This window comes from Vibrio sp. 10N.286.48.B8 (genome assembly GCF_003050085.1).
Classification (GTDB): Bacteria; Pseudomonadota; Gammaproteobacteria; order Enterobacterales; family Vibrionaceae; genus Vibrio; species Vibrio crassostreae.
In genome coordinates, this window is record NZ_PIGD01000006.1 from 43987 (window position 1) to 70573 (window position 26587).

Sequence of the window (26587 nt, forward strand, 5' to 3'; positions counted from 1 at the left end):
GCTTACCTCAATTCTCAATTTTTTAACTCATCATTAAAAATGAGCAGCCCAACCAATCAGGAACCCTTGCGATGCGGCATCGTACTCAAAGGTGCCCTTGTTTTCGTAATCAACCCAGGTCGATTTATAGGCAATATTTAAGTCAGACCAACTGTTTATTTGGTATCGCACGCCAGTTAACAGAGATGAGGTAAAGTTGGTGTCACTGCCAAGCCCTGCATCCATGGTTGCGTGAAACTTCCAATCCTTATTGACCTGCGTAATCCATCTCACACCTACTTGGTAGTCAACCCAATCTTCATCAAGTGATCGGTCGACACTTAACCTACCACCTGAACCGTAAAGCTTGGTATCAATGTCGTTATCCCACCAACGAAGCCCAAACAGATAATCAATCGTGCCAAAATCGTATTGGTAGCGCTTAAAACCCTTCACATCTAAAACACCTTGTCGGATATCAAGGTTGCCTCTTAATAACTCTGCGTTGGATCCTAATACCGAGTTTGTTTTTCCGCTTAGTTTCATGAAGCTGTAGTCAATGTAATAGCCCCATTGATTGTCATAGACACCCTCTAAACGCACCATTGCGGTCATATCAAGATGATCCATGATGAATGAAGGATCAACATCAACATCTGCTGACAAATTACCAATGGTGCTATCTCCACGAATATTGAGTGCGAGCGCGTAGATTTCGAAGCTATGTTGCCACTTTTTTGTATCCATCGGTGTACTTGCTTCTTGCGCATTTAGAGTTGAACTAACAGCCAGTGCTGATGCGATTAGATAGCGCCATTTAGTCATATTGATATCCTTATCCTCAATGTGAAATCGCACTGTTATGAATGTATGTTTTGACCATTCATTTCCCATATATGCAACTTGTATATCGCTGATTGTAGACTATGTTTTTTGAAAAGAGCCAAATTAAAAGAGTAAGGATATGAAGCCACAAAGTGTTTTTTTGTTCGTCGCTGTTTTGGGTTTAACACCGATTGCATTGTCGTACGGTTATGCTCCCGTTGTCTCCCTCGATTATCTTTTCGGAATTGATGCAACTCCCGTCAATGTCACCCACATCTTTCGTGCAGTGATGGGGCTTTATTTGGCTCTGGCGTTATTTTGGGTGTTTGGTGCACTGTTCAAAAAATATCGACTGCCAGCGCTCTATAGTTTGGTGGTTTTCATGTTGGGTTTAGCTGCCGGACGAGTCATCAGTTTGGTGGTGGATGGCATGCCGCATTGGCTACTTTTTGTCTATCTGATCTTGGAACTGGGCTTTGGCTTAGTCGGTTTAAAAATGATTCATAACGAACAATCTGAAACAGCATAAGGACATTCTATGAAAAGGATTTTCCATCTTCTTATCCTGAGTGTGTTGAGTAGCTTTTCGCTATCAGCATGGTCAGCTCAAGAGCAGCCAAATATCTTTGTTATCTTCACTGATGATGTGGGAACCTCAAACTTAAGTGCCTATCACAATGGCGTGATGAGCAGTGAAACACCAAATATCGACAGCATTGCGAGAAGGGCATGTTACTCACCGATTACTACGCTCAACCTTCGTGTACCGCGGGTCGTTCAGCCTTCTTAACTGGGCAGTTACCAGTACGAACAGGCATGCACTCCGTTGGCTTACCTGGTGGGCCTGTGGGTTTGAGTGCGGATACCCCAACGCTTCCAGAAATACTCAAGAGCATGGGCTATGTGACGGGGCAATTTGGTAAAAACCACTTAGGTGACCGAGACGAATTTTTACCAACTATGCATGGTTTTGATGAGTATTGGGGCTGGTTGTATCACCTGAATGCAATGGAATACACCGAGGACCCTGATTGGCCAAAAGATGGCTCGTTAGATGCCTTCGCACCTCGTAACGTGATTTACGCGAAATCGGACGGCAAGGGCAGTCAAACCATTGAAGACGATGGTGCATTGTCGATAGAACGTATGCATACTCTCGATGACGAAGTCATAAACACGCGATCAACTTCATCGAAAGGGCGGTTGAAGCGGATAAACCGTTCTTCACTTGGTACTGTCCATCACGTGGTCACGTTTGGACGCACCTTTCTGAAGAGTATGAAGCCATGCTTGGCCAGAACGGGTGGGGACTGCAAGAAGTGGTCATGAAAGATCTCGATGATCACGTTGGTGAGATGCTTGCCAAAATGGAAGAGCTCGGAATTGCAGATAACACCATCATCATTTTCACGGCCGATAATGGCCCAGAAATCATGACATGGCCAGATGGCGGTATGACACCATTCCATGGCGAAAAAGGCACAACATGGGAAGGTGGTGTTCGTGCTCCTGCATTGGTGAGTTGGCCGGGCAAAATCCCAGCTGGCAGTGTCGGTAATGGCATCTTTGATGGTATGGATTGGTTGCCAACATTGATTGCAGCGGCGGGTGGTCCAACAGACCTGAAAGAGAAAATGCTGAAAGGTCACGATGGCTTTAAAGCGCATCTCGATGGTTACAACCAAGTCGATATGTTGACGGAAAAAGGCGAGTCGAATCGTAAAGAAATTTACTACTACGAGCGAGATAAGCTACAAGCCGTTCGAGTAGGAGATTGGAAGGCACACTTCGTGGTTCAGAATCACGGTTGAAGTGGCCCGAAAGAAGAACTTAACGCACCACTATTGTTCAACCTGCGTCGTGATCCTTACGAGCGAGCAGCTGAAGAGTCTGGAATGTACTTGAAATGGATGGGACAGAGAATGTGGGCATTTGGCCCTGCTCAAGCCGCTATTCAGCAACACTTAGCAACCTTCGAAGAGTGGCCGCCAGTCACACCAGAATCTCCGGCAGAGAAAACCGGCGGTGTGGGGAATTAACGTATGCTCATTTCCTAGAACCTAAATAAACAAAGCCCAGCCCCTAAGTTTTAGAAATCTAGGGAGCTGGGCTTTTGTTTTGCTGAAAGAACAGGGCAGTCAGGAGAAGTGAACTAGTCCTCAAGAGGAAGCTGATAGCTGTTTTTTAGTTCTTTCACTGAGATGTTGGATTGAATCGCACTCACGCCTTTTACTCGTCTTATTGAGCTAATACGCTCAAAGTACTCTTCCAAATCTTTTGCTAACACTTGCACCATATAGTCGGCACCGCCAGCAATGCAGTGACACATCGGAATCCAATCGGTAACGGCGACAAACTCTTCGAACGGTTCTGTGTTTTCAACTTCGTGGTTACCTAAGGTCACAAGAGTAAAGCCTGCTACATGAAAACCCAGCTTTTTGCGGTTTAGCTTCGCTGCGTAACCATCGATATAACCCGTCTCTTCCATGCGTTTCCAACGGCGCCAGCATGGGGTTTCGCTGAGGTTTACCTTCTCGGCGAGTTTACTGTTACTCATGCGCCCGTCTTGTTGGATATGTCCTAAGATGGCGATATCTGTGTCATCTAACACTTCTTTGGTGGATTCTTTCTGTTTCATGGCTATTTTGGAAAAGTCTTGCTCAAATTTGGGTTAATATTAGCCTATATAGCAATTTAATTCCTAGTCGAATCTGTAAACTCTCTCCCTATAAATACTTTACTTATTAGGAGTGAGAGGAAATGAGCTCTCAATTAATGCTGGCGTTCTTGCTATTTTCAACATCAATTGCAATTACACCTGGGGCAGGCAATATCGCATTACTTGGGATTTCAAGTCGTTATGGGTTTGCTGCGACTTTACCTTTTATCTCTGGAAACGCTGTTGGCATCATCATCGTACTGGCGGGTTCTAGTGTCGGTTTGGTGAGCCTATTTACCCTTTATCCAGAGCTATACAACATTTTGAAATACGCGGGTGCGGCTTATTTGTTGTTCATGGCGTGGTCGATTGCGAACATGCAAATCGAAGAAAGCACTACCGACAATCGTTCAGGTTTCATGTCTGGTGTGCTGGTGCAGGTGTTAAACCCTAAAGGTTGGATTGCTTCGTTAACTGTGTTTTCTCAGTTCATCACTCCGAACGCAGACTATCTGATTCAAGTGGTGACCATTATTGCTGGCATGGTGATCACGGGTGTACCGTGCATGTTGGTGTGGGCTTATTGCGGCACTATGCTTAAAAAGTTGCTGCAATCACCAAAACAGGTGATGTTTGTGAACCGCTGCTTGGGTGGAAGCTTAGCAATGGTGGTGGCCTTTATGCTTTATCAACCGGCATAAATCACAAAGAAAAAAACCACTCCTAAATCCATAGGAGTGGTGTCTAAATGTCGACTAAGTCGTTAACAGTAAAGAATTAAGTTAACAAATATTTAAGGAACTTGAGTTAAAAGCTTTTATGCCTAGAAGCTTTTAAGTTTTAAGATTAAGCGGTTTCAGTCTCTTTAACCGGAGCTGAGTTACGGATTAGGTGGTCAAATGCACCTAAACTTGCTTTAGCACCTTCACCCATCGCAATGATGATCTGTTTGTAAGGTACGGTTGTTACGTCACCCGCTGCAAATACACCTTTCATTGATGTTGCACCATGAGCGTTAATCTCAATCTCACCGCGTGGTGATAGTTCTACCTTTGTTCCCTTCAACCATTCGCTGTTTGGCATTAGGCCGATTTGAACAAAGATACCCGCTAGTTCAATCTGTTTCAGTTCATCGGTGTTGCGGTCTTTGTATTCCAGACCGGTTACGCGGTTGCCATCACCCAATACTTGTGTAGTTTGAGCCATCTTGATGATTTCGATGTTTGGCGTTGCGTTCGCTTTGTCGATAAGTACTTGGTCAGCGCGTAGCGTGTCTGCAAATTCAAGTACGGTTACGTGTTCCACGATACCTGCTAGGTCAATAGCGGCTTCAATACCTGAGTTACCGCCACCGATAACCGCTGTTTTCTTACCTTTGAACAATGGACCGTCACAGTGTGGGCAGTAAGCAACGCCTTTGTTGCGGTACTCTTGCTCACCCGGAACGTTCATTTCACGCCAGCGTGCACCCGTACTTGTAATAACAGTGCGCGCTCGCAGTGTTGCGCCGCTCTCTAGCTCTACATGGATGTAGCCATCCTCTGTGTCTTCTGCAGCAATGATGTTGGCAGCGCGCTGCTCAGTCATTACTTCAACACCGTACTCTTTTACGTGCTCTTCTAGGCTAGCCACTAGCTTAGGACCCGTTGTCGCTTTCACTGAGATAAAGTTCTCAATTGCCATGGTATCCATTACCTGACCACCAAATCGGTCAGCAACCACACCTGTACGAATGCCTTTACGTGCTGCATAAATTGCTGCTGAAGAACCTGCAGGGCCACCACCCACAACTAACACGTCAAATGGTGCTTGTTGATTTAGGTTTGCTGCTTTCTTTTCCGCTGCACCTGAGTCTACTTTATTAAGGATCTCAGCCAGTGACATACGGCCTTGACCGAATAGTTCACCATTAATGAACACGCTTGGTACTGCCATGATATCGCGAGATTTCACTTCCTCTTGGAATGCTGCGCCATCAATCATGGTGGTCTTAATCAACGGGTTAATCGCTGACATCATGTTGAATGCCTGAACCACTTCTGGACAGTTCTGGCACGATATTGAGATGAAAATTTCTACATTCAGCTCTTGATCTAATTCTTTAATTTGCTCGATTACGTCAGCTTCAAGCTTGATTGGGTGACCGCCACTGTGAAGCAGTGCCAGTACAAGAGACGTGAACTCGTGACCCATTGGTAAACCGGCGAAACCGATCGCTGTGCCTTTCTCTTGGTTCACTACCTGCATGATAGGGCTGCGCGTGCTTGCGCTATCATCGCGTGTTACTTCAATTTTGTCCGTTAAAGACGCGATGTCGTTTGCTAGGTTTTGGAGTTTGTTTGCGGTATCGCTGTCATCTAGGCTCAGCAATAACTGAACATTGGTTTTTAGGTTTTCTAGGTATGCTTTTAGCTGCTGCTTCATTGCTTGATCTAACATAATCGTGCCTGCTCTAAATTCTGTGTCTTGGTATTGACCAATACCTTCTTGCTGAAAAAGGAAAATAAAAAGGGGGCGCAAGTCGGCAAATATTGTGGTTTTAATGGTTTGAAAGGGTGGCGCGCAACTGCCCTTTAGGAGGGAGGCCGAAGCGCGCCTGTAGAACCGTTTTATTTGTTCTTTTTAGATAGGCTTAGAATTAAATCTTACCTACTAGGTCTAGAGATGGAGCTAGAGTCTCTTCGCCTTCTTTCCATTTAGCTGGGCAAACTTCACCTGGGTTAGCGGCTACGTATTGTGCTGCTTTAACCTTGCGTAGTAGGTCTTCTGCGTCACGGCCGATGCCTTCAGCTGTGATTTCCATTGCTTGGATAACGCCTTCAGGGTCGATTAGGAACGTTGCACGGTCTGCAAGGCCTTGACCTTCACGCATAACGTTGAAGTTATTTGTGATGTTGCCTGTTTGGTCGCCTACCATGAAGTATTCGATAGTGCCGATTTTGTCAGAAGTATCGTGCCATGCTTTGTGAGAGAAGTGAGTGTCAGTTGATACTGAGTAAACTTCTACGCCGCGAGATTGAAGCTCTGCGTATTTGTCTTGTAGGTCAACTAGCTCAGTTGGACATACAAATGTGAAGTCTGCTGGGTAGAAGAAGAATACAGCCCACTTGCCTTTAACGTCTTGCTCAGTGATTTCTACGAATTCGCCGTTTTTGAATGCTGTTGCGTTGAATGGTTTGATTTCTGTGTTGATCATGATTTGACTCTCTTTCTAATTTGTAGTGTTTAACGCTATCCCGCGTCGATGTAGATATATTGCATTGCCACCGAAAATTAGTGAAATCGGACATTTCTATAGATTCAATAGGCGAATCCTATCTTTGAAAGGAAAGGACTATCGGTAAAAGCTATCAACAAAAACTATTAACAAAAGCCATCAAACATCAGCACCCCCAATTTGAGTAGCTATGCTTTTTAGGTTGCTCTCTATTTAGGTAAGGGGAAGTACGGTTTCTTTACGCGAGTTGAGTTGAGTTGAGTTGTTATACCAAATTGTAAATAACAAAAAATTATCATTAATATAATTTATGATAATTTCAGTTAATCGTCGCATCTCCATATACTCTCTCCATCGAAACGAAACACCGAAGCTAATCTTCGGAAAGCACAGAATTAAAAACGAATTTGGAGCAAGTTATGAAAATGAATCACGTAGGCATCATGGTAGGCGACATGGACCAAGCAGTAGAGTTTTACACAAAGGCTCTAGGTCTAAGAGTTGTGATGAACAACACTAAAGTGATGGAAGAGCGCGAATCAGCAATCGGCCGTATGTGTATTGCTGTATTTGGCGAAGGCTTCAAAGGCTTCAACATCGCACACCTAGTAACATCTGATGGTATCGGTGTTGAACTGTTCGAAATGGTTGACCGTGAAGAGCGTCATAACGTTGATTTCTCTCGTCTAGGTATCTTCCACTTCTGTCTACAGCTTCCAAAAGAGCAGTTTCATTCAGCTATCAAGCGCGTTGAAGAGTTTGGCGGTAAGGTACGTATGGATATTCACCGTTACCACCCAGAAGACGAACTAAAACAAGCACAAATGGTTTACCTAGAAGACCCGTTTGGCAACCTATTCGAATTCTACTCTCACTCATACGAAGATACGTACGCGACAGATTACGAGTAATCGCGTTACTGCCTTGCATAAGGTAGAAAACCGAAACACCCCCAAAGAGGATTGGTAGAGATACCAATCCTTTTTTGTGTTTGGATGATTGGCTGGGTGACTTATCTACATCAAGTATTCAAGAAAGATACAGATTTAAGGTGTTGTTAAATTTGACGTTTCTAAGATAAAACCTTTCATGAATATGACGAAATAAAGCGTTGTTCATGAAAACATTGCGCCATCATACCGAATGGTAGCCTTGGCTGAGCCGTGACTATACTCAGCATTATATTGCTAACCAATAACAACGAAAATAGAGAAAAATGCACAGATTAGCGCCCCCAAATTACATGAAAAAATCACATATTATCTTTACTGCTCTTATTCTTATGATATTAGCTGGATGCACCTCAACGTCGGCTGTCGGCAGTTCCAAAACAAAGGAATATGCCAAGTCACATGCTCTTGCTGGTAAAGCTTCTTGGTATGGCGATAAATTCCATGGAAGGCTCACAGCAAGTGGTGAGACGTATAATATGAATGCGAATACTGCGGCTCATAAAACCTTACCCTTCGGCACTATCGTGAGAGTGACCAATACAGACAATAACAAGTCGGTCGATGTGAAAATTAATGACCGAGGCCCTTACGTAAAAGGCCGAGTTATCGACCTTTCGCACAAGGCATTTGCAAAAATCGGCAATGTTAAGCAGGGCACCTTGCCTGTCAAAATCGAGATTGTTGATGACAGCAATACCTTCAGGTACAAACACTAATTGCCTCTGAGCCTGAACTGGTTAGTGAAACTTAAGGATTGGTAGAGATACCGATCTTTTTTGTTTAGGGCCATTCTTAACTTTGTTTCAAGTAGTAAGGAATAGATGATTAATAAAAGATAATTGCACTAGATAAAGTTACATTCATTTTTATCGCGATGTGATCAATACATCATATGGTTGTATTGAAAATCTATATATTGCTTCACGAGTAAGTGTCAACCTACTTTGAAAACAATAACAATAACAATAACAATAACAATATTAACCGTTAGGTGTCGATCGAAATGAAAATGAAGAAGCTTATGCTTTGTGGGCTTGCCGTTGGCTTAGTTGGTTGCGGTGGGAGTGGCGGTAGTGACAACAGTGGAGGAGATTCCAATATTTCTTCTATTTCAGGGAAGGTTATTGATGGCTATATTATTGGGGCTACGGTTTATCTCGACCTGAATTTCAATAATGAGTTGGATGCCAATGAACCTAGTGTTGTCACTAAAGAACAGGGCGATTTTAGTTTAGATATACCATCAACTTATCGTGAGTGCGCGCAATACGTTCCTATTGTGGTAGATGTTCCGGAAGGTGCTATCGATACTGATTTTCCTGATACTCCAATTGAAGACGCTTATACGATGGTAATACCTCCTCAATATGCGTTGAGTACAGATGAAGAGCTATACAACTTAACACCATTAACCTCTGTGGTTTGGAATGAAGTAGAAAAAGAGTTACGCGAAAGTACTTCTCAGGAGCTTTCTTGTGAGTCTTTGCTAGAAGAACAAGAGCTGAGAGACGACATAGCTGAACGTCTAACTGAGCAAGAACTTCACGTTGCTCGTCGCTACAACATCACAGTAGATGAATTGTATGGTGATTATATTGAGTCTAGTAATGATGAAGTGCATCAAATTGCTCAAGATATTGTTCCCGGATTACAAAAGTCATACGCAGATACACGGGAACTAATCAATCAATACCCAGAAGCAGACTTTGCTTGGGTCGAATACTTCATGGGCAAATGGGATAGTTCTAATAACAACTATAAGGATGTCTGGTATCGCTACCAATTCGTGCAAATGTCTAACGGTAACTCTGAGTCAGAAACTCATGTAATGTCTGATGATCTCAATAGTAAAGTTCAGCTTCATGATAGGCACTCAATGGAAACAACGGTTCGAGATGGCGTTAATATTGAAAAAACGATATCTATGGATATGGCCAGCAGTGACTACTATTGCTCTGTGAGTGAATGGCTGGAGACTATCTCTCAGGATTCGTCAGGGGTTCGTAACACCGTATATGGCCAAGCTGGAGACTGGAGTGATTGTAGTAGCCTTATTTTAAGTAATACTCTCACGGTTCAGGCTTTAGTTACGAAAGATTATGATGGTTCTGATCTTACTAGTTATTCAGAGCACAGTTATGACGATGGCAACGATAGCGGGTTCAGTCACCTGATTGGCGTCACAGACACTATCACTGCATCAGATTTAACTCCTGTTCGTAATGTGATTGATACCGACTTCTATAGTGAAGAAGGGCATGGTGCGGATTCCTGGTCTCGCGTGAAAAATGAGTTTAGAGAAAATCCGACTCAAGTGATGACTAGCCATAATAGTGATGGGGGCTGGGAACGTCTCACAAATTATAAAGACGGCACTCATAAAACGGAATGTGGTACGTCTGAATCTGATTTGTCAGAGGCTAACTGTTCAAGCTAAACCTATTTAGCATTCGGTTTTCCGTTTGAAGTGCAAGAGCATAACATTCATACATATACTATAAAGGCTGCTTTCGCAGCCTTTTTTGTGCTTTCTTCTAATCAAATTCCGATAAGATTCTCTAATTTTTAGTATTTGGCTTACGTGTTTTTCCTTAATTTAAATCAGTGGCTTAAATTTGATTTCACTGAGTTTCATTAAAATTCATTGTGAAATAATGAAAAGCTGACCTAATCCCAAATCATGTGTAGCTTGGCTAACAATGGGAAAGGGTAGGGGAATTACATTTCGTTACTGATTGAAGTAAATCTGAAACATAGCTGACACGATTCTGAAATTTTTGAGGGCTAGCGTATGGAGTTCTAAAACGAATCCAAATAAGGAAATACCCGTGAAGCTAACACCTATCGTTGCCGCCGTAATCATGTCTTTCAGTTCAGCAAGTTTTGCTTTTAGCTTGCAACAATCTGCCAATGAAAACAGTGAAGATCTCGTATGGATCGGGCATCTTAGCCCAGACAGCGACACGGTTATGTCTGCGATGCTTGCGGCTCATGTCTATGGTGGTACGGCGACAGTGCCTGAGCCTATCAACCCTGAATCGACGTTTATCTTAAACTACTGTAATGCGGAATCACCACGTATAGAGACAGATTACTCTTCATATCGAGTAGGGCTGGTGGACTTCAACCAAGTGACTCAACTAGCGCCAACCATCGATCAATCATCCATTGTTGCTGTGGTTGATCATCACGCTATTGGTGGCTCACCGATTAACACCCCACAAATTGTCGAGATGGATATCCGAGGTTGGGGTTCAGCTGCCACTATTTTGGCTGATAACGCTGAAAAGCTCGATGTGACTTTACCTAAGCACCTTGCTTGTGTCGGCTTAGGCGCGATTCTCTCTGATACTGTGGTATTCCAATCGTCAACCACCACTGAGCATGATCGTGAATATGCAGAGAAGTTGGCGAAGGTTGCAGGCATTTCGGATATCGAAGGTTTCGGCCAACAAATGTTGATTGCTAAATCAGACCTTAGCCACCTTTCTTCTGAAACCATTCTGACTCTGGATTACAAAAACTTTAAATATGGTGGAAAACAGGTGGGCATCGGTGTCGCTGAAACGCTAACCGCTCAACAACTGATTGACCGTAAAGACGAGCTTTTGGCGGCAATGAAGTCTTATAAAGAAGAGAACGGCTTAGATCATCTGTTCTTCTCAATCACAGATACCAAGAACAAAGAAGCGAACCTATTGTGGGTGGACGAAAGCGATTATCAAGTCATCAAGTCGGCTTTCAACGCTGAACCAACAAGCGACATGTTGACTTTGGAAGGCGTAACCTCACGTAAGCGTCAGATTGGCCCTGCAGTTCAAAAGGCAATTGAGAGCTTGTAAGTATTAAGAGAACTTTGGAAGGGATTGGTAGAGATACCAATCCCTTTTTTGATTCTTGGGCGTCTAAATGGGATTTGGACAAAAGCGTGTTGGTGCTTCCCTATTAATTGAACGATTATAGAGGATGATTAACATATTAAATAATGATGATAATTGTCACGTATCACACCCGCAAAAAATATAACTGATACAATATTCCGACTAAACAGGCCGGAGTAAGTTCATGTTTAAAAACATAAAGTTTATAAAAGATTTCGGAATTTTCAAGAATGCAAAAACAGTTGGTGGTGAATCATTTCATCAGTTCAATTTGATATATGGCTTTAACTATTCGGGTAAAACAACACTATCAAGGATCTTCAGATCTATCGAGCTAGGTGAGAAAACTGAAGGTTTTGAGACTGGTTCTTTTGAAATCAATAAACATGATGGTAATTCAATCAAAAGTAACGCTCTGCAGAAAGTAGATAACCTTCGTGTTTTCAATTCAGACTATATCGCAAAAAATGTTGATTTCGATGAATCAAGTGTTGATCCTGTTCTTATCGTTGGTGAGAGGAATATTGATCTTGAAGATGAACTAAAGCGTCTTAGAGAAGAGGTTCCGGCTTTAGAGAACAACAAAGCCAATAGCATCATAAAATCAGCTACAAAAACAACTGAGCGTAATAACCGTTTAACGGCTGTAGGCAGAAATGTAAAACAGCTTAATATTCTTGGTACAGCGCAGTTTAATGCCGCAAATGTTAAACCAATGCTACTTGAAGCTGATGTATTACATTTAAAGACAGCAGAAGAACTAGGTGCATTGCTCGAAACTGCAAGATCTGATGCTGTTTCAAGTGTAACCACAGCGACAATCGCCGTTCCAAATATGATCACGGAGCTATCTAATGTTGAGGAAATATTAGCAGCATCCGTTACGCAAATTACGATTGCGGAGTTAGAAGCTAACCATGCATTAAAACAATGGGTTGAGAAAGGTATAGATCATCACCAAGGAACAACAACATGCCAGTTTTGCCAATCAGAGGTGACTGTAGAGCGATTAGAGCAGTTGAATAACTACTTTTCAGATACCTACAAAACATTAAGCAAACGAATTGAAAGCGCCATAGCTGACATTTTAGGTAAATCAGTGACATCTAGCATGCCTGACAAAAGGGATTTGTACACAGATCTTCAGACTGGTTTTGACGACCTAAAAGACCAGGCTGAACCTATTAAACTTGAATTTGAAGCTGTAAAAAATGCATTGGTAGCTTTACTGGAAGATAAGAAGAGCAAAATGGCAGAGGTCGTCCCGTTTAATGGTTCTGATTATCCTCTACCAGATCCAACAGACTTATTGGCAAAAATTAATGCTCCAATATTTGTTCATAACGAGAGGGCATCAAATCATTCGACAGAGAAAACTAACGCCATAAACACAATTAAACGCCATTATGTTTACCAAGAAACGCAAGACTACAACCATTCACAAGCACTTACTGAAATTGAAGCATTAGATATAGTTACAAAAAATGCAGGAAACGATATTCGAACTAAGAATGAACGTATTAAGGTTATTGAAGCTGAACTAAACAATATCAATGAAGGCGCTGAAAAGCTTAATGACAATCTAAGACAGTATTTTGGTAAGACGGATATAACTATAAAATTAATCGAAGGGACATATCAGTTTATACGTGAAGAACGTAAAGCTAAGCATTTATCAGATGGTGAGCGTACAGCTATTGCTTTTGCTTACTTCATAACACAGCTGGAAGATGAAGCTCTTCAGGGCGTTCAACCAATTGTCTACATCGATGACCCAATCTGTAGCCTTGATTCAAACCACATCTACAATGTTCTTGGCATTATAAAAAGTAAGTTAAATCATGACAAAGTAGAACAGCTCTTTATTTCTACACATAACTTTGAATTCTTCAACTTGGTTAAGATGTGGTTATCGCATTATAAAGAAGTTGAAGGAAACTTTAGGCGTACAAGGTACTTCCTAATCAACAGAAAAGACAACGAATCACGTATTGATCGCCTACCTGACTTACTAAAAGAGCATCGTTCTGAATATGCTTACTTGATCAGTAAAGTTAAGGAAGCTATTGAAAGGCCGTACAATTTTGATGCTGTTGCGGTCCAGTCGTATGTCCGAAAAGTGATGGAAGTCTATTTTTCATTCAGGTTCAACCTAACTCAATTCAGAGAACACGGTGTAGATAACATTGCATTGCATTTCTTAAAAGGCGCTGCTGATGCTGAAGTGCAATCTAACACTTTGTACGAGTACATGAATGAAAAATGCCATGCCAAATCGATAGAGGTAGGCATGCAACTTCCTGCTGCAGTCCAACCACAATTAGCTCAGATATGGGATATTGTTACTACTGCAATCAAGGTTAATGATAAGCCACATTACGATGCTTATTACGCTTAAACAAAACAAAACAAAAATGGAACGCCTGAGCGTTCCATTTTTCTTATCTGATTTATCTTAAACTTGCTCGCTAGGGTGTCCCCACATTCGCTCACTTGCGTAAGGGTCAGAGATGCTTGAAGTCGATTCACCCACGCCGTCTAATGCGCCTAAAGGTTGTGATCAATTTGTTTGCTCTGCTCTCAACCAAAACTCAGAAAGATCTTCAAACAGGTCGTCGTTATCTAAAATGCTTAAATGGTTTTCGTCGTAACCAAGAATTTGCTCAGCATTCAATTGAGCTGGGCGCGACAACTGGCTTGATAGGCTAATGACGCCATCGTTACTGCTGGTATTAAACAGTTCGCCCGAGTTATAACCAAAGGCTAGGAAGTGAGGGATTTGAATCTTATTGTTATCAATGAATAAGTCAGCGATAAATTTACCTTCTGGGTTTAAATCAACCCATGCAGGCATTACCACGGGGGAGTACTCAACCCCTTGTTTAGCTGACTCAACACCACCGAACGGCGAAGAGATGGTCGTCACGCTGCTTACAAAGTCGCATAACTGTCCAATTCGGCACTGACGAATGCTGTTGGTGACGATAAGCCCGCCCATGCTGTGGGCAACAACATGTAGTTGTTGGTTCTTATATTCATTTACAACCGTATGTAACAGATTGTTCAAGCCTTTCGAATTTAAAGATAAAGACAGGCCAGAAGGGTAGTTAAACACCCATATTTGGTATTTAGATTGGTCGATTTTTTCAATGAGAGGGGCGAAATCTAAAGCGGTGGCATTGATCCCGTGCACAAATAAGATTGGGATTTTATTTGGATCATATTCAGATAGAAAATAGAGCCCTGCATTATCTTCGAGCAAGAATGTGAGTGGTTGCCACATACCGAGTTTTGCATTGCCTTTCTCAAAAGGAGGATCCGATAAATCCACCACGGTGCCTATATCGACGAGGTCTAACTCAATTTTCAGTAATGAGGATAATGAACGATCAACAAAGGCGCTTGGGACTTCATTTTCATTAACTTCTAGGGATACTTCTATTGTGGATTTGTCTTGATGGTTACGAAGGTTAATGACACTGAATGCTTCGTCTGCTTGTAGGGTTAAGTCTTGATTTTTATCTTCAAAGACAAGTAGGTAATGGATGTTGTTCGATAGCTGTAAGTCGATACGGTCACTAGCGATTATTCCGTCGTAACCATCCACTTCGCTTTTATTGATGTCTTTGATTTGCTCAATCACCACGGCCGAACCTGAGGCGGGTTGGCTCAAAATGAGTTGGTATTGGTTGGTAATGGAGTCGATCGCATCTATCTCATGGGATAGGTTTCTAAAGTTACTGCACCCGAACAGTGCTGAACTGATTAGCAGCACAGTAAGTAATCGCTTCATTACATTTTCATCCTTAGATCAACTCGTTCCATCATTGAATCAATAGCCTGTGTTTAATAGTAGCAATAAAACAACGCTTAACAAAAAGGCAAGCAAGCGACTAAAAAGTTCGCTTGCCTGCCTTTGAGTTTTAGTTACTCAGTGAGTGAATATTGAACGCTAAAGCGTGTTTTTGTACACCTTACCGTCTTTCATGATCAGTTTCTGTGTATCGGTGTTTGCCACACATGCCACGCCTTCCAGTGGGTTACCGTCGATGATCAATAGGTCGGCATATGCCCCTTCAACGATTTGGCCTAGTTTGCCTTCTTGATAAGGGTGTTGGTAAGTTGACATCTCGAATAAACGTCCACAGTTTGATGTTGCCATACGAAGTGCTGTGATGATGTCGAATACTTGCTCAATCGCACCTAGTTCGTTCAGTTGGGTCGCGTGAACATTGGTTTCGCCCACACAATCAGTACCAAAAGCGATGTTTTTGATGTCGTATTTCTTAATCAGTTCTGCTGACTTGAACATGGCTTTGCCTACGCGTTCTGTCTTGCGGTATGTCTCTTCATTTGGCAACGGGATCTTGCGCTCTGCAATCAATGAAGAAGTAAAGTAAGAAGGAATCACCCAAATACCTTTCTCTTTAATGATCTCCGCAATGTCGTCGTCCATGATGGTCGCGTGTTCGAAAGACATCACGCCTGCTTCAGCAGCTCTGCGCATCGCATCAGAAGTGTGGATGTGCGCAGCAACATAAGTACCGTAGTCTGAAGCGGCTTGCACAGCGGCTTCCATCTCGTCAGAAGTAAATTGTAATGTGTCTAGTGGATCGAAGGTTGATGATGCACCGCCGCCTGCCATGATCTTGATTTGTGACGCGCCCATAAACAGTTGTTCACGTACCGCTTTCAATACTTCTGAACGGCCATCGGCCACTCGCATGCGCCAAGCTTCATCATTGGCGAGTCTTCGTGCCCATTAGCTAAACGTTCTTGCGCTTGGTTCTGGCGGTAATCTGAGTGACCACTAGTTTGTGAAATCGCCGCCATTGAAGGCAGAATACGTGGGCCAGTTGCGTAGCCGTTATCGATACTTTTCTTAAGGCCAAGCGTGTTACCCGCTACATCACGAATGGTGGTAAAGCCGCGCATCAGCATCTCTTCTGAAATCTTCGCCGAGCGAATCGCCACTTCTTCACGTGTCATGGTATCAATCACATTGAAAGGTGCAGATAGCGTGATATGAACGTGCGCATCAATCAAACCTGGCATTACCGTGCCACCCTGAGCATCGATAATTTCATCCGCTAACGTTGTATCAACCTCGCCAATTTGTGTAATCAAGTTGTCTTCAATAAGAATTGATACGTTCTTGATTAGGTTGTTATCAACACCGTTAAATACGTTCGCGTTAGTGATTAGCTTTTTCATAGTCTGCACCTTTTGGAAATGAGAGTGTGTCGCTGATGGAGTTATCTTATGGCGGGCAGTATTTGAAAAATGGCCATTTGGTGACAAGCAATGATGAGAGTTATCTTTTGGTGCATTTCTATATTTTTGAAAATTGCTTTATAGAGGGAAGCGAATTATTGGTGTGAGAAATGATGAATCGATAAAAACTAATAATTTCGAATGGAATGGTTGTGGTGTCATCAAATGGTAAGTTTTGCTTCGATTCGAACGCTAAGATGTATTTCAAATCGAGGTTACTTATCCAATTAGAGAGAAACAGAATGACTAAATCAGACAAAGTTTACGGATTCAATACACCACAACGTCTATTCGTTGGTTACACGTTAGCTGTGCTGGTGGACTTAGTGGTTCTTAACTTCTTTGATGAGTACTGGGACTTTGTAAACATTGAATCTTTCACTATCTCTTTGATTGCGGCGTTGTTGTTGCAGTTGTTGTTGAAGCTCTCTATTGGTTTAGAGCACAAGATTGCTGAGCACTTCAAAAGCAAGCCGGGCACCGCACCTAAGGTTTACCGAGCAATCACCACTTACATCATTTTAGTGGGTTCAAAATTCGTGATGCTAGAAGCGATTAACTTGTTGTTCGGTGAGAAGGTGAGCTTTACTGGTCCTTGGAATGGTGTGGTTGCGTTCTTTGCTGTGGTATTTACGATTCTGATTGCCGAAGTGATTGTATCGAAGATCTACTTTGCTCTTGATGATAAGCAAGACGCAAACTTGAATGAAAAGACAGCGTAAGCGAAAGTTGAATAGAAATCGGGAGTTTGAAACGAACTCTCAACTGAGAAGGGTTAGCAGTTTTGCTAGCCCTTTTTGGTTTCTGTTTACCTGCATTCCATTTATCGATTTCTTACTTATTTAATAATCCACGCAGTTTTAAGTGTGGCAGTTCAAGGCTTTCTCTATTGACTATATGAAGAGTATAGCTCTGCCGAAACTATCTTCAGAATAGCAAAATACGCTGCTTACCCATGATTCTTTTTGTGTTCAAGTCGCACACCAATTTGTACAGTCAGAGTGGTGTGAATCAATACTAATTATTTCTATCTTGTTGAATATTAGAGTGTACTTTAGGTGTTGAGATTTCTTTACTGAAAATAAAATATGCATTTTGTGTCATATTGTTTATTAGCGCATATGTTTGTGGAGGGAACACTACAAATCGATATAGGAAATCTAATGAAAGTAATCTTATCTAACCTTGGGTTAGCGACAACATGTCTATTTTCTTCGTTCGTAAATGCGCAACCACAGCTCCTAGTTCAGCCACAGCTTTCGATTCAACCACACCTACCTGTTATTGCTGATGAAGTGATGTATCAACTGTCACATCAAACGTTGACTGAAACATCGGGCGATCGATACACGCAGCAAATTGAACACGCGAGCGCGTCATTCATTAAGCTTCATTTCAATTCGCTTGTTATACCCAAAGGTAGCCTGTTGCGCTTGAGTTCGAGCACCAGTGATGAGGGTGTTGAATATCATGAGAGTCAGACAGATTGGTTTGCTCAGTCTATTTCAGGTGACACCATGTTGATTGAGGCGATGCCAAACGCAAACGGCCAATACCCTGAATTCGAGATAGACTACTACATGGCGGGTAAGAGTGCAGATGAGGAGGCATTGGCAACACTATCGACATGTGGCGTTAACGAGCGCAGAGATGTTGCCTGTTGGGAAGAGTCTCATCCAGGTAAGGTGGCTTGGACAACACCCGTTGCAAGGCTATTAATCAATGGACGTAGTTTGTGTACCGCTTGGCGAGTTGGGCCAAATAACCATATGTTCACCAATAACCACTGTGTCGCATCAGAATCAGAACTGAGAAATACAGAGGTATGGTTTAACTATCAGCGCCGTACTTGTGACGGCTCTATGGCCACCACGGTTAAAGTCATGGGAAGTAAGATACTCAGCACCAATTATGATTTGGATTACACACTTTTCACCGTTGATGATTTTTCAAAAATTGAGTCGTTTGGTTATCTAGGCTTGGATGCTCAAGAGCCAATCTTTGGCGATGGTATCTACATTCCTCAACACGGGGCGGGTAAGCCGAAAGAGCTCGCTATTGAGAGTGATCAAAATGGTTCAGGATTGTGTCAGATCGATGTGGCTTCAGCGAATGGGCGAGGATTAAATACGGATACTGGCTATTTCTGTGACACGATTGGAGGCTCGTCTGGGTCACCTGTTCTGCGAACCGATAACAACAAAGCCATTGCTTTGCATCATTTCGGAGGCTGCGAAAACCAAGGCGTAAAAATCAGTAAAATTTGGCCATTAGTGGCTTCGTATTTCAATGACGAGCTACCTAACGGCTCAGTTGGTGAGCCTAAGAATGAGATCCCAGAAGTGACTTTAGGAAGCCTAATAACCGATCTCGCCGCGACGTCCGGCCAACAAAAACTGTTTGTGCTCAAAGCCGCAAACCGTACCAGTGATGTAACTGCAACTATCAAGCAAGGAGTGGGTGACGCCGATCTCTATATTCGTTCTGGCGCGCAACCAACGAAAAGTACTTACGATTGCCGACCTTATCGCTCTGGCAACTTTGAAAGCTGCGAGGTGCCTATGGCGGATGAAGATCTCTATATCATGATTAATGCGTTCCGAAGTTTTTCCGGATTATCCCTGTTGTTGTCAGAGTCTCAATAATCAACGAGAAGTCAGTTTACGAAATTCATAATAAAGGCGAGTCGGTTAGGCTCGCTTTTGATTATTATAATTAAACAGAATGATTAATAAAAATGGAGATGGTGGTGATATTTGATAGTTTTAAATATCTAATATGTTAATAGTAAATACCATTTCCTTAATTGTTATAAGGTAATTCTATTAATATAAATCCATAATTTTTTTGAGGCGTTTAATCCTGTTTATATAAAAATATACCCGACACCAAACTTTAATATTCATAAAAGTAATCATTGCTTTAACCAAGATCACAAATATCAATGAGCACTGTATTGCATATTTTGTTTTTGAGTTATTTTCCTGCCGCCAATCATAAAGGAAAAATAATAATGAAAAAAACAATAGCGTTAGTGTCTGTAACCGCCTGCCTAAGTCCGTTTACTTATGCTGATAATAGTAATGTTATCACCGGTGAATCGCCTGAAGGTGTCTACGTTCAATACCAATCGATGAATCAAGTGACTGAATCGATGAAGCAAGATGGCTTTACTTTGCATCGTTGTGGGATCAACACGCTTCGCAATAACATCCAAGCAAATCAAGGCTTGGAAGTCCCTCATAGTCAGATCCAATGTGTGTATTCAAAACCGGGTCAATCAACGAGTGATGAGTCTGAGCTAATCTATTGGCATTTGAACATTCTTTATAGCATGGAGAATGAAAACTTCGTTGCTGAGAGTGAATTTTCTGAGCGTTATACCAGCGAGATCTATACCCATAACCCTGAATATCTTCTAGACATTGGTCCGCATTATTACCGTCAACGCTCGGAAGTTGAAGCGTTGGGAATGAAGGTAGGTGAATGTAACCTACAAAAAATCTATTACTTTAGTGCACCTACGGAAGAGTCATACTTGTCAGATCTAGCATCTTGCCCTGTATATAAGGCCGACGGTGAGCTTTCTGGTAATATTACAGTGGAAATTAATCATACCCCGGCTAATTTGGGTTACAGTGAGCGTCTTGTCAAATTTTACGCTATTTAATCGTGTGAAAGTTTGAGCGGATTTTTATATTAATAATCTGGCCCATATTCATTTGAACATTCTAATTTAGTATTAAATGAAAAAGGGTTGGTAATAAATACCAACCCTTTTAGGTCTATCGAAGTTTATGTACATATAGAGATGCCACAGAAAACTCAGAATCGTGTTTTTATTAAAAAGGTTATGAGCTATATAGCATTCAGTTTATAAGCCTCTATTAAATAGAGATTTAAAAATCGTATTTTAGACCAACTTGTGGCATGAATTCGCCTAAGTTGGCACCTTGAGCTTTAAGCTTTCGATAGCCGAGAGCTGCTTCAAAAGCCCAATTGCTGCCGAATTTCGTATCGGAAATGGCATACGTTTCGTATAAGTCAATGTCCTGACCGCTCTCTTCAAGCTTACTAATGCTACCCAAAACTTTCAGTGTCCAATTCTCACTCATATGAATGAAAGAGCCTAGCTCTAAACCATAACCATCCGCGGTGTAGCTCGCATCAGATATATCAGGTGGTGTTATACCATTTTTGCCAGGAGTAGAGCTTCCGGTTGTACCTTTGTAGCTTTGTTTAAATGACGTCTTGTTTACTTTTATATAAGGTGAATAAGAGCCTAACTCAAAGTAGTAGCCGATGCCGAAATCTTGCTTTGTTGTTGAAGCATAGGTTGTTGTTGAAAAATGTTGGCTTTGAAAGCTAGGGCCATCAAATGAGCTATAACTGATGTTGTAGTCAGCAAAGATATGGTCGTAGAAATTCCAAGATAAACGACCGTACCCACCAAGGCTACTTTCTGCATGCCCAATTACTGAGTCAGATAGGCCATCATCAATGCCATATTGAGCACCAAATGAGATAGAAGAGAAGTCATTCGCAGCAGCAGGTAAAGACGTTAACGCAGCAAGTAAAATTAAATGTTTCTTCATGTGTAACTTCATTATTTGTAAAAAGTTGCGGCATTGTAATTACTTTATTTAACCTGTCTGTTGCGGAAACTAACATTCTGAAAATGATATGTAATGATTGTTTTCTTGTGGTGAATAATGTTGCTTATTGTTGGTTGTAAAATCTATTCACCATTTTGATACACCACATCGCCACGCAGTACAGTCATCAATACTTGAGTCTTGGCGATGCCTCTTGCTGACAAGGTGGTGATGTCTTTATCTAGAATGGCGAAATCTGCAGACTTCCCAACTTCAATAGAACCTGTTACGTCTTCAATTCCTAGGCTCTTGGCTGCGTTGAGAGTGTAAGCGTCGATGGCTGTGTAGATATCGGTTAGGCCTGTTTTGCCCATGATTAAGCTGTTTGCGATTCCGACCAAAGGGTTGATGTCGTGAACATTCCAGTCACTGCTTAGAGTGATATTGGCGTCGGTTTTGAGTATTGCATCGAGGTTCATCATGGCTTTAGCACGGCGGGCGCCAAGGAAAGCTTCCGCCCATTGGTGTTGATGCCTTGCAACGTAATCAGAGCCGACTTGAAAATCTGCAGTTACGCCAAGTTGTTTAAATCGTGGAACGTCCTCATCATTGATCAATTCAACGTGGGTTAACGTGTATGGCTTTTGCGAACCTTGTTTACGCACGCTCTCTATGGCATCCAAAGATTCACGAACCGCACCGTCACCAATAGCATGTATATGAGCGCTAAAGCCGATTTTTTCTAGGGCCGTTAACCACTGTTTCATCTGTGCTGGTGGAATGTAGTTCAAGCCATTAGGAGAGCTTGGTAAATAGGTATCTAAGTAAGGGGCAAGCGTTTTTGCTGTGCCATTAATGAAGATGCCATCGCTGTACATTTTCACCTGTTCGACCAGTAGTAGGCGGCTTTTGTTATCGGAATACATTTTCTCGAATACCTCGAGCTGAGAAGGCATTGCCATGGAAGGGTAAACCCAAGGACGCAATGAGACGCGTGCTGTGAGATCTTGGTTTTGCTCGGCTTCTAGCCAAACGTCATACCAACCGCGCTTCCAATACATTCTACCGTCACCTATGGTGGTGATGCCGTGGGCAGCCGCTTCTTCAAGGCCGTACATTAAGCCTTGGTAGCTCTGCTCAAAGAGCTCGCTTTGACTGTTCCACGCCATTTCCATGACTTGATCACCGGCGTTGTCCAGTAAGATGCCATTGAGCTTACCGCTTGCAGGATCTTTTAAATATGCTCCGCCTTGTGGGTCTGGTGATTGCGGACTAATTCGGGCGATTTTTAGCGCTTTGGAGTTAACCCACATTGAATGTGAAGTCTGCTCCATGATCACGACTGGTCGATCGGGGAAGACACTGTCGATGATCTCAAGTGGTGTGTATTCAGAATCGCTATCGAGAGTCGATTCCAAAGAAAAGCCATAACCCATTAGCCAACCTCTGCCAACGGTATCAGCATTGATCTTACAGGCTTCTAAGTAGAGGATTTGCTCTTCGAGTGTTGCTTCAGAATCGAGTTCACAGGTGCCACCCAGCTCTGAGGCCGCTTCGAAAACATGGTTGTGGTTGTCTATGAATCCTGGAAGGACGAAGTTTTGTTTTAGGTCGATAAATTCAGCGTCAGAGCTAGCAAATTGTCGCGCTTGTTGTTCACTCCCTATGAAAGAAATCTTGCCGTTCTGCGTGACGATACTGTTGGATTCATAGTGACCATAAATGATCGCGTCAGTAAAAACGCGACTATCGGAGGCTGTGACTGTTAATGATGTAGCCAAACCCATTGTACAAACGAGTTGTTTTAATAGTCGTACTTTTAGTTTTGAGTGCATTTTCATAGTGATTCACATTAATAACTTCCCCGTCTATTGTAAGGTTAGAATAATTGATTGGCTGAATCTAAGTTTTATTTCTAAAGAGTTAAACTTACGTTTGTCGAATAAATGTTAGGTAAGTCACTGATTAACAGAGTAAGAACTGAACTTTCCTTTAAAGTTAACGTATAGGGTTATCTATAACGAATAAATTTATCGAGTCGAGGTTAGGATGAAGAAAATATTATTGCTGCTGAGTGTCATTCTGTTGGGTGGATGCGTGGGGATGCCAGAAACCGTCAAGCCAGTTCAGCAGTTTGAATTGGATAGATACTTAGGGAAATGGTACGAAGTGGCTCGCTTAGACCATTCTTTTGAGCGCGGCTTAAGTAATGTGAGCGCTGAATACAGCCTACGCGATGATGGCGGCGTGAAAGTGATTAACCGCGGTTATTCGGCTGAAGAGGGCGAATGGAATGAGGCAGAAGGCAAAGCGTACTTTGTTGAAGGTAGCGACCAAGGTTACTTAAAAGTGTCGTTCTTCGGTCCGTTTTATGGTGCCTATGTGGTATTTGAATTGGAAGAGGAAGGGTACCAATACGCCTTCGTTTCTGGGCCCGACACTGATTACTTATGGCTACTAGCAAGAACGCCTGAAGTCGCACCTGAAGTGATGGAAAAGTTTAAAGCGATGTCGAAAGAGCGTGGGTTCAATACCGATGAGCTGATCGTTGTGGAACATACCCAATAAACCGATCGCTGTTATTGGTGAGAGTGATTGAGTGATGATTGATAAGGCACAGAGGATGAACTTCTCTGTGCCTTTTTAATTATCTGAGAGTTAGTCTTGCTTACGCACTTGCAACACGCTCAGTACTGATAGCGAAAGGAAGAACGCTGGGTCGCTCCAACCAAAGCCAACAAAGATGCCCGTGAAAGCGGCATACAGAGTGATGATCGCACCGAGCATATTGGTGACAACCAAGCCTTGGATGAGTTTCTTGGCACTGACTCCCGTTTCAATATCTCGCAGTAACCATGTTATCGCTGCAATACCACCAAGGAAGATACTGGTATGTTGAGAGAGAAAATAAGCGTACTTATCATTAATTTCCACGCCGTACATAGGCCACATGACCGTTGGTAGAAAAAACAACGCGAAGGCAAAACCTGCGTAAATGATGCCGTGTAGGCTTAAAAACGTTTTATTGTTCATTTGTTATCTCTCTATCTCGTGCCTTTCGCTAATTCTTTATTCATTCCATTAGCCGTTGATTGGGCCTTTGTTAATGGTAGTTAATGGCTGGTTCACGTCAAAAATCACGCCGCGAACTTCATCTACGCCCATCTCTTTCAAGCGAGCGGCATGCATGGCTAAGTAAGCCTCAGCACTGAGTTGATCTTCAAAAAGGTAGACACCACCGCCCAGTTTTTCGGTTTGGTTTTCTGTCCAGATTTTCCAGATCATGCCCGGCTCGTTGTTGATGGACTTAGCTAGGTCGACGAGTGCGTTCGACATCTCTTCACCGAAAGGGCCGTTAAATTCAAAATCAACTTGCAGTAGTTTCATGGTGTTTCTCCGTTTAACAAATTTCGTTTAACAAAATCCGCTGAAAATAGGTGTTTAAGACAAACAAGCCATTCTCGTTTGTTGTTGAGATTTATATTGCCTGTTGAAATAGATATTACCTGTAAAAAACAGACAGGAAAGTTCATAATATTGCCATTAACTGTCAGGATTTTAGACCGATGAGATTAAAGACCACCCTCGACCAATGGCAAACACTCTATGAGATAGACCGTGCTGGCAGCATTCAGGCGGCGGCACTGCAATTGAATAAGAGCCACACCACGCTGATTTATGCGTTGAGAAAACTGGAAGATCAATTGGGCGTGTCTTTGGTTCAGGTTGAAGGTCGAAGGGCAGTGTTATCGGAAGATGGCAAAGCCTTATTGCGTAGGGCGAGCAGCATGCTGGAACAAGCGCGAGAGCTTGAGCTGATCAGTGAGCAGTTAGCAAAGGGTGTGGAATCTGAAATTGTGGTCGCAGTTGATCACCTATGCTGCCTTGAGCGTCTTTATAAGCCGATGGCTGCGTTTATGGCAGAGAACAACACCACTTCAATCCAAGTGGTTGAAACATCCTTGTCGAAGACCACTGAAATGGTCACTCAAGAACGAGCCGATGTTGCCATCATCAACCTGCCAATTACCAATTACTCGGCCGAAGCCTTTGGGTTTACCAATATGGAGCCCGTTGTAGCCAGTTCGCACCCGTTGGCTAACGTGTCATCCATATCGCTCAACCAGTTGTCGTCGCTACCACAAATAGTGGTGAGAGATTTAGGCTCGGTTGAAAAACTGGGCGAGAAAAAGGATGTGGGTTGGTTGAAGTCGAGCCAGCGTATTACGGTCGATAATTTTGACCACGCCTTTGGAGCGGTAGAGCAGGGTGTAGGGTATTGCAGGCTACCTAAACATATTGTCGATAGCCGAGGAAGTGACAAGCTCACTGTGTTGAACGTGGAAAATGGCAGTGGCTATCAAGTGCCGCTGCATCTGACTCTGCCGAAAGGTGCGAAGACAGGCCCAGCCGCAAAACGTTTCTACGAACTGCTTCTTGAATCAGCCCAGAATGCGAACTAAGTGCTATGAGAAACTTAACTATGAACTATGAGTTATGAGCTATGAGCTATTAACGAGGCTGGTTGCCGTTCAAGAATAGCGCGACACATTCACGAGTGTAGTGAAGCCTTTCTTCTTCTGACTCGCCGCTATCGTGGCCGAAGAACGACCAATACGCCGACTTACCATGAAACATCAGCAACAGTTGACGTGCCGCTATGATTGGCGAGCTTGTAGAAGAGAGCGTTAAGTCGCCAGACTCTATCTTTGTCTGCAAGTAATCAGCGAGTAACTTAGTGGTCTTCTGTGGCCCTGTTTCTAAATAAATAGAGGCAATTTCTGGGTGCGTGTTGGATTGACTCACCGCGTTCTGAAAGGTTTGTCGAGACTGTTCATCAAGTAACAAATCCTGAAACTTCACACCAAATTTCACCAACTCATCACCCACCGCCGCATTCATATCAAAGGCAGCAGGGCTAAGTTCGCGCTCTGCACACTTGGTTTGCATGCAGGTTTCGAAAAGTTCGTCTTTATTTTTAAAGTGAGAGTAGACCGTTTGCTTGGAAACGTTCGCCGCTTTGGCTATCTGATCCATATTGATCTTGAAGCCATGCTCAGAGAAAAGCTGGCTTGCTGCGGTTAAGATCTGCGATCTCTTCTGTTCACTCTTGATGATTTTAGTCACGTGCTGTTTCTCATTGCTTGGTACTTGGTGTTGCTCAGTTCAATGCATTTCGTTCTGCGTTAAGCATTATGCTTTTT

The 26587-nt window shown here is 42.7% G+C and carries 22 protein-coding genes and 3 pseudogenes; 13 read left to right on the plus strand and 12 right to left on the minus strand.

Translation table 11 applies throughout. From position 1 onward, the window contains the following. Window positions 1-33 precede the first annotated feature (33 nt). The gene (locus tag CWO08_RS09145) at window positions 34-804 is read right to left on the minus strand and encodes a hypothetical protein (RefSeq protein WP_108020321.1); all 771 of its coding nucleotides are present in this window, start codon (window positions 802-804) and stop codon (window positions 34-36) included. A gap of 139 nt (window positions 805-943) precedes the next feature. Here CWO08_RS09145 and CWO08_RS09150 point away from each other — a divergent pair, with 139 nt between their 5' ends. Together CWO08_RS09150 and CWO08_RS09155 are read left to right on the plus strand one after the other, a co-directional pair. Continuing rightward, on the plus strand, window positions 944-1333 hold the full coding sequence (locus CWO08_RS09150; RefSeq protein ID WP_108020322.1) for a DUF4345 domain-containing protein: 390 nt from the start codon (window positions 944-946) through the stop codon (window positions 1331-1333). Window positions 1334-1342: 9 nt separating this feature from the next. Beyond that, window positions 1343-2843, plus strand: a pseudogene (locus CWO08_RS09155) (arylsulfatase). A gap of 113 nt (window positions 2844-2956) precedes the next feature. Here CWO08_RS09155 and CWO08_RS09160 read toward each other — a convergent pair. Next, window positions 2957-3442, minus strand: coding sequence for an Lrp/AsnC family transcriptional regulator (locus CWO08_RS09160; RefSeq protein WP_019825927.1), 486 nt, complete (start codon window positions 3440-3442; stop codon window positions 2957-2959). Between the two features lie 122 nt (window positions 3443-3564). Between CWO08_RS09160 and CWO08_RS09165 the strand changes: the two genes are divergently transcribed. Beyond that, on the plus strand, window positions 3565-4164 hold the full coding sequence (locus CWO08_RS09165; RefSeq protein WP_108020323.1) for a LysE family translocator: 600 nt from the start codon (window positions 3565-3567) through the stop codon (window positions 4162-4164). 145 nt (window positions 4165-4309) lie between these two features. On the opposite strand, the gene ahpF is transcribed toward CWO08_RS09165, so the two are convergent. Continuing rightward, window positions 4310-5902, minus strand: coding sequence for an alkyl hydroperoxide reductase subunit F (gene ahpF / locus CWO08_RS09170; RefSeq protein ID WP_108020324.1), 1593 nt, complete (start codon window positions 5900-5902; stop codon window positions 4310-4312). Between the two features lie 199 nt (window positions 5903-6101). Next, complete coding sequence (gene ahpC, locus CWO08_RS09175; RefSeq protein ID WP_016798107.1) at window positions 6102-6659, minus strand: alkyl hydroperoxide reductase subunit C; 558 nt, start codon at window positions 6657-6659, stop codon at window positions 6102-6104. Window positions 6660-7099: 440 nt separating this feature from the next. Between ahpC and CWO08_RS09180 the strand changes: the two genes are divergently transcribed. From CWO08_RS09180 to CWO08_RS09200, 5 genes are all read left to right on the plus strand, one after another. After that, window positions 7100-7591 carry a VOC family protein gene (locus tag CWO08_RS09180; RefSeq protein WP_105059226.1) on the plus strand — a complete coding sequence of 164 codons (492 nt, stop codon included), beginning with the start codon at window positions 7100-7102 and terminating at the stop codon, window positions 7589-7591. 305 nt (window positions 7592-7896) lie between these two features. Further along, entirely contained in the window at window positions 7897-8349 is a 453-nt protein-coding gene (locus CWO08_RS09185; protein ID WP_102480192.1) for a septal ring lytic transglycosylase RlpA family protein, read from the plus strand. A gap of 287 nt (window positions 8350-8636) precedes the next feature. Beyond that, window positions 8637-10070 (plus strand): hypothetical protein, encoded by a 1434-nt coding sequence (locus CWO08_RS09190; protein ID WP_108020325.1) that lies wholly within the window; start codon window positions 8637-8639, stop codon window positions 10068-10070. Between the two features lie 391 nt (window positions 10071-10461). Then, window positions 10462-11475: a manganese-dependent inorganic pyrophosphatase gene (locus CWO08_RS09195; RefSeq protein WP_108020326.1), complete on the plus strand. Its 1014-nt coding sequence runs from the start codon at window positions 10462-10464 to the stop codon at window positions 11473-11475. 223 nt (window positions 11476-11698) lie between these two features. After that, the gene (locus tag CWO08_RS09200; protein ID WP_108020327.1) at window positions 11699-13912 is read left to right on the plus strand and encodes an AAA family ATPase; all 2214 of its coding nucleotides are present in this window, start codon (window positions 11699-11701) and stop codon (window positions 13910-13912) included. A gap of 57 nt (window positions 13913-13969) precedes the next feature. Here the strand turns inward: CWO08_RS09200 and CWO08_RS24370 are convergent. From CWO08_RS24370 to CWO08_RS09215, 3 genes and pseudogenes are all read right to left on the minus strand, one after another. Further along, a pseudogene (locus CWO08_RS24370) lies at window positions 13970-14062 on the minus strand (GNAT family N-acetyltransferase); the annotation flags it as partial. A gap of 12 nt (window positions 14063-14074) precedes the next feature. After that, a complete protein-coding gene (locus CWO08_RS09210; RefSeq protein ID WP_108020328.1) occupies window positions 14075-15307 on the minus strand; it encodes an alpha/beta fold hydrolase in 1233 nt (410 codons plus the stop codon). A gap of 159 nt (window positions 15308-15466) precedes the next feature. Further along, window positions 15467-16728, minus strand: a pseudogene (locus tag CWO08_RS09215) (amidohydrolase family protein). 302 nt (window positions 16729-17030) lie between these two features. Here CWO08_RS09215 and CWO08_RS09220 point away from each other — a divergent pair. The 3 genes from CWO08_RS09220 (at window position 17031) to CWO08_RS09230 (ending at window position 20458) form a co-directional block, all read left to right on the plus strand. Then, window positions 17031-17510: a hypothetical protein gene (locus CWO08_RS09220; RefSeq protein WP_108020329.1), complete on the plus strand. Its 480-nt coding sequence runs from the start codon at window positions 17031-17033 to the stop codon at window positions 17508-17510. Window positions 17511-17951: 441 nt separating this feature from the next. Beyond that, entirely contained in the window at window positions 17952-19433 is a 1482-nt protein-coding gene (locus CWO08_RS09225) for a serine protease (protein WP_102432860.1), read from the plus strand. Between the two features lie 368 nt (window positions 19434-19801). Further along, the gene (locus CWO08_RS09230) at window positions 19802-20458 is read left to right on the plus strand and encodes a hypothetical protein (RefSeq protein WP_108020330.1); all 657 of its coding nucleotides are present in this window, start codon (window positions 19802-19804) and stop codon (window positions 20456-20458) included. Between the two features lie 229 nt (window positions 20459-20687). On the opposite strand, the gene CWO08_RS09235 is transcribed toward CWO08_RS09230, so the two are convergent. Continuing rightward, entirely contained in the window at window positions 20688-21383 is a 696-nt protein-coding gene (locus CWO08_RS09235) for an outer membrane beta-barrel protein (RefSeq protein ID WP_108020331.1), read from the minus strand. 143 nt (window positions 21384-21526) lie between these two features. Further along, on the minus strand, window positions 21527-23170 hold the full coding sequence (locus CWO08_RS09240; RefSeq protein WP_258185310.1) for an amidohydrolase: 1644 nt from the start codon (window positions 23168-23170) through the stop codon (window positions 21527-21529). A 262-nt stretch (window positions 23171-23432) separates the two neighbouring features. On the opposite strand from CWO08_RS09240, the gene CWO08_RS09245 reads away from it, so the two are divergent. Continuing rightward, window positions 23433-23951 (plus strand): lipocalin family protein, encoded by a 519-nt coding sequence (locus CWO08_RS09245; protein ID WP_048669028.1) that lies wholly within the window; start codon window positions 23433-23435, stop codon window positions 23949-23951. Between the two features lie 90 nt (window positions 23952-24041). Here CWO08_RS09245 and CWO08_RS09250 read toward each other — a convergent pair whose 3' ends face one another. Both CWO08_RS09250 and CWO08_RS09255 read right to left on the minus strand, forming a co-directional pair. Beyond that, on the minus strand, window positions 24042-24416 hold the full coding sequence (locus tag CWO08_RS09250; protein WP_102432627.1) for a hypothetical protein: 375 nt from the start codon (window positions 24414-24416) through the stop codon (window positions 24042-24044). 48 nt (window positions 24417-24464) lie between these two features. After that, a complete protein-coding gene (locus tag CWO08_RS09255; protein ID WP_055320113.1) occupies window positions 24465-24770 on the minus strand; it encodes a monooxygenase in 306 nt (101 codons plus the stop codon). Window positions 24771-24949: 179 nt separating this feature from the next. Between CWO08_RS09255 and CWO08_RS09260 the strand changes: the two genes are divergently transcribed. Next, a complete protein-coding gene (locus CWO08_RS09260) occupies window positions 24950-25846 on the plus strand; it encodes a LysR family transcriptional regulator (RefSeq protein ID WP_108020333.1) in 897 nt (298 codons plus the stop codon). 49 nt (window positions 25847-25895) lie between these two features. Here CWO08_RS09260 and CWO08_RS09265 read toward each other — a convergent pair whose 3' ends face one another. Beyond that, entirely contained in the window at window positions 25896-26510 is a 615-nt protein-coding gene (locus CWO08_RS09265) for a TetR/AcrR family transcriptional regulator (protein WP_102432624.1), read from the minus strand. Window positions 26511-26587 lie beyond the last annotated feature (77 nt).

Excerpts from the sequence above, each read along its gene's own strand:
- CWO08_RS09145 (WP_108020321.1), bottom strand. The coding sequence starts at position 804 with ATGACTAAATGGCGCTATCTAATCGCATCAGCACTGGCTGTTAGTTCA.
- CWO08_RS09150 (WP_108020322.1), top strand. The coding sequence starts at position 944 with ATGAAGCCACAAAGTGTTTTTTTGTTCGTCGCTGTTTTGGGTTTAACA.
- CWO08_RS09160 (WP_019825927.1), bottom strand. The coding sequence starts at position 3,442 with ATGAAACAGAAAGAATCCACCAAAGAAGTGTTAGATGACACAGATATC.
- CWO08_RS09165 (WP_108020323.1), top strand. The coding sequence starts at position 3,565 with ATGAGCTCTCAATTAATGCTGGCGTTCTTGCTATTTTCAACATCAATT.
- ahpF (WP_108020324.1), bottom strand. The coding sequence starts at position 5,902 with ATGTTAGATCAAGCAATGAAGCAGCAGCTAAAAGCATACCTAGAAAAC.
- ahpC (WP_016798107.1), bottom strand. The coding sequence starts at position 6,659 with ATGATCAACACAGAAATCAAACCATTCAACGCAACAGCATTCAAAAAC.
- CWO08_RS09180 (WP_105059226.1), top strand. The coding sequence starts at position 7,100 with ATGAAAATGAATCACGTAGGCATCATGGTAGGCGACATGGACCAAGCA.
- CWO08_RS09185 (WP_102480192.1), top strand. The coding sequence starts at position 7,897 with ATGCACAGATTAGCGCCCCCAAATTACATGAAAAAATCACATATTATC.
- CWO08_RS09190 (WP_108020325.1), top strand. The coding sequence starts at position 8,637 with ATGAAAATGAAGAAGCTTATGCTTTGTGGGCTTGCCGTTGGCTTAGTT.
- CWO08_RS09200 (WP_108020327.1), top strand. The coding sequence starts at position 11,699 with ATGTTTAAAAACATAAAGTTTATAAAAGATTTCGGAATTTTCAAGAAT.
- CWO08_RS09210 (WP_108020328.1), bottom strand. The coding sequence starts at position 15,307 with ATGAAGCGATTACTTACTGTGCTGCTAATCAGTTCAGCACTGTTCGGG.
- CWO08_RS09220 (WP_108020329.1), top strand. The coding sequence starts at position 17,031 with ATGACTAAATCAGACAAAGTTTACGGATTCAATACACCACAACGTCTA.
- CWO08_RS09225 (WP_102432860.1), top strand. The coding sequence starts at position 17,952 with ATGAAAGTAATCTTATCTAACCTTGGGTTAGCGACAACATGTCTATTT.
- CWO08_RS09230 (WP_108020330.1), top strand. The coding sequence starts at position 19,802 with ATGAAAAAAACAATAGCGTTAGTGTCTGTAACCGCCTGCCTAAGTCCG.
- CWO08_RS09235 (WP_108020331.1), bottom strand. The coding sequence starts at position 21,383 with ATGAAGAAACATTTAATTTTACTTGCTGCGTTAACGTCTTTACCTGCT.
- CWO08_RS09240 (WP_258185310.1), bottom strand. The coding sequence starts at position 23,170 with ATGGGTTTGGCTACATCATTAACAGTCACAGCCTCCGATAGTCGCGTT.
- CWO08_RS09245 (WP_048669028.1), top strand. The coding sequence starts at position 23,433 with ATGAAGAAAATATTATTGCTGCTGAGTGTCATTCTGTTGGGTGGATGC.
- CWO08_RS09250 (WP_102432627.1), bottom strand. The coding sequence starts at position 24,416 with ATGAACAATAAAACGTTTTTAAGCCTACACGGCATCATTTACGCAGGT.
- CWO08_RS09255 (WP_055320113.1), bottom strand. The coding sequence starts at position 24,770 with ATGAAACTACTGCAAGTTGATTTTGAATTTAACGGCCCTTTCGGTGAA.
- CWO08_RS09260 (WP_108020333.1), top strand. The coding sequence starts at position 24,950 with ATGAGATTAAAGACCACCCTCGACCAATGGCAAACACTCTATGAGATA.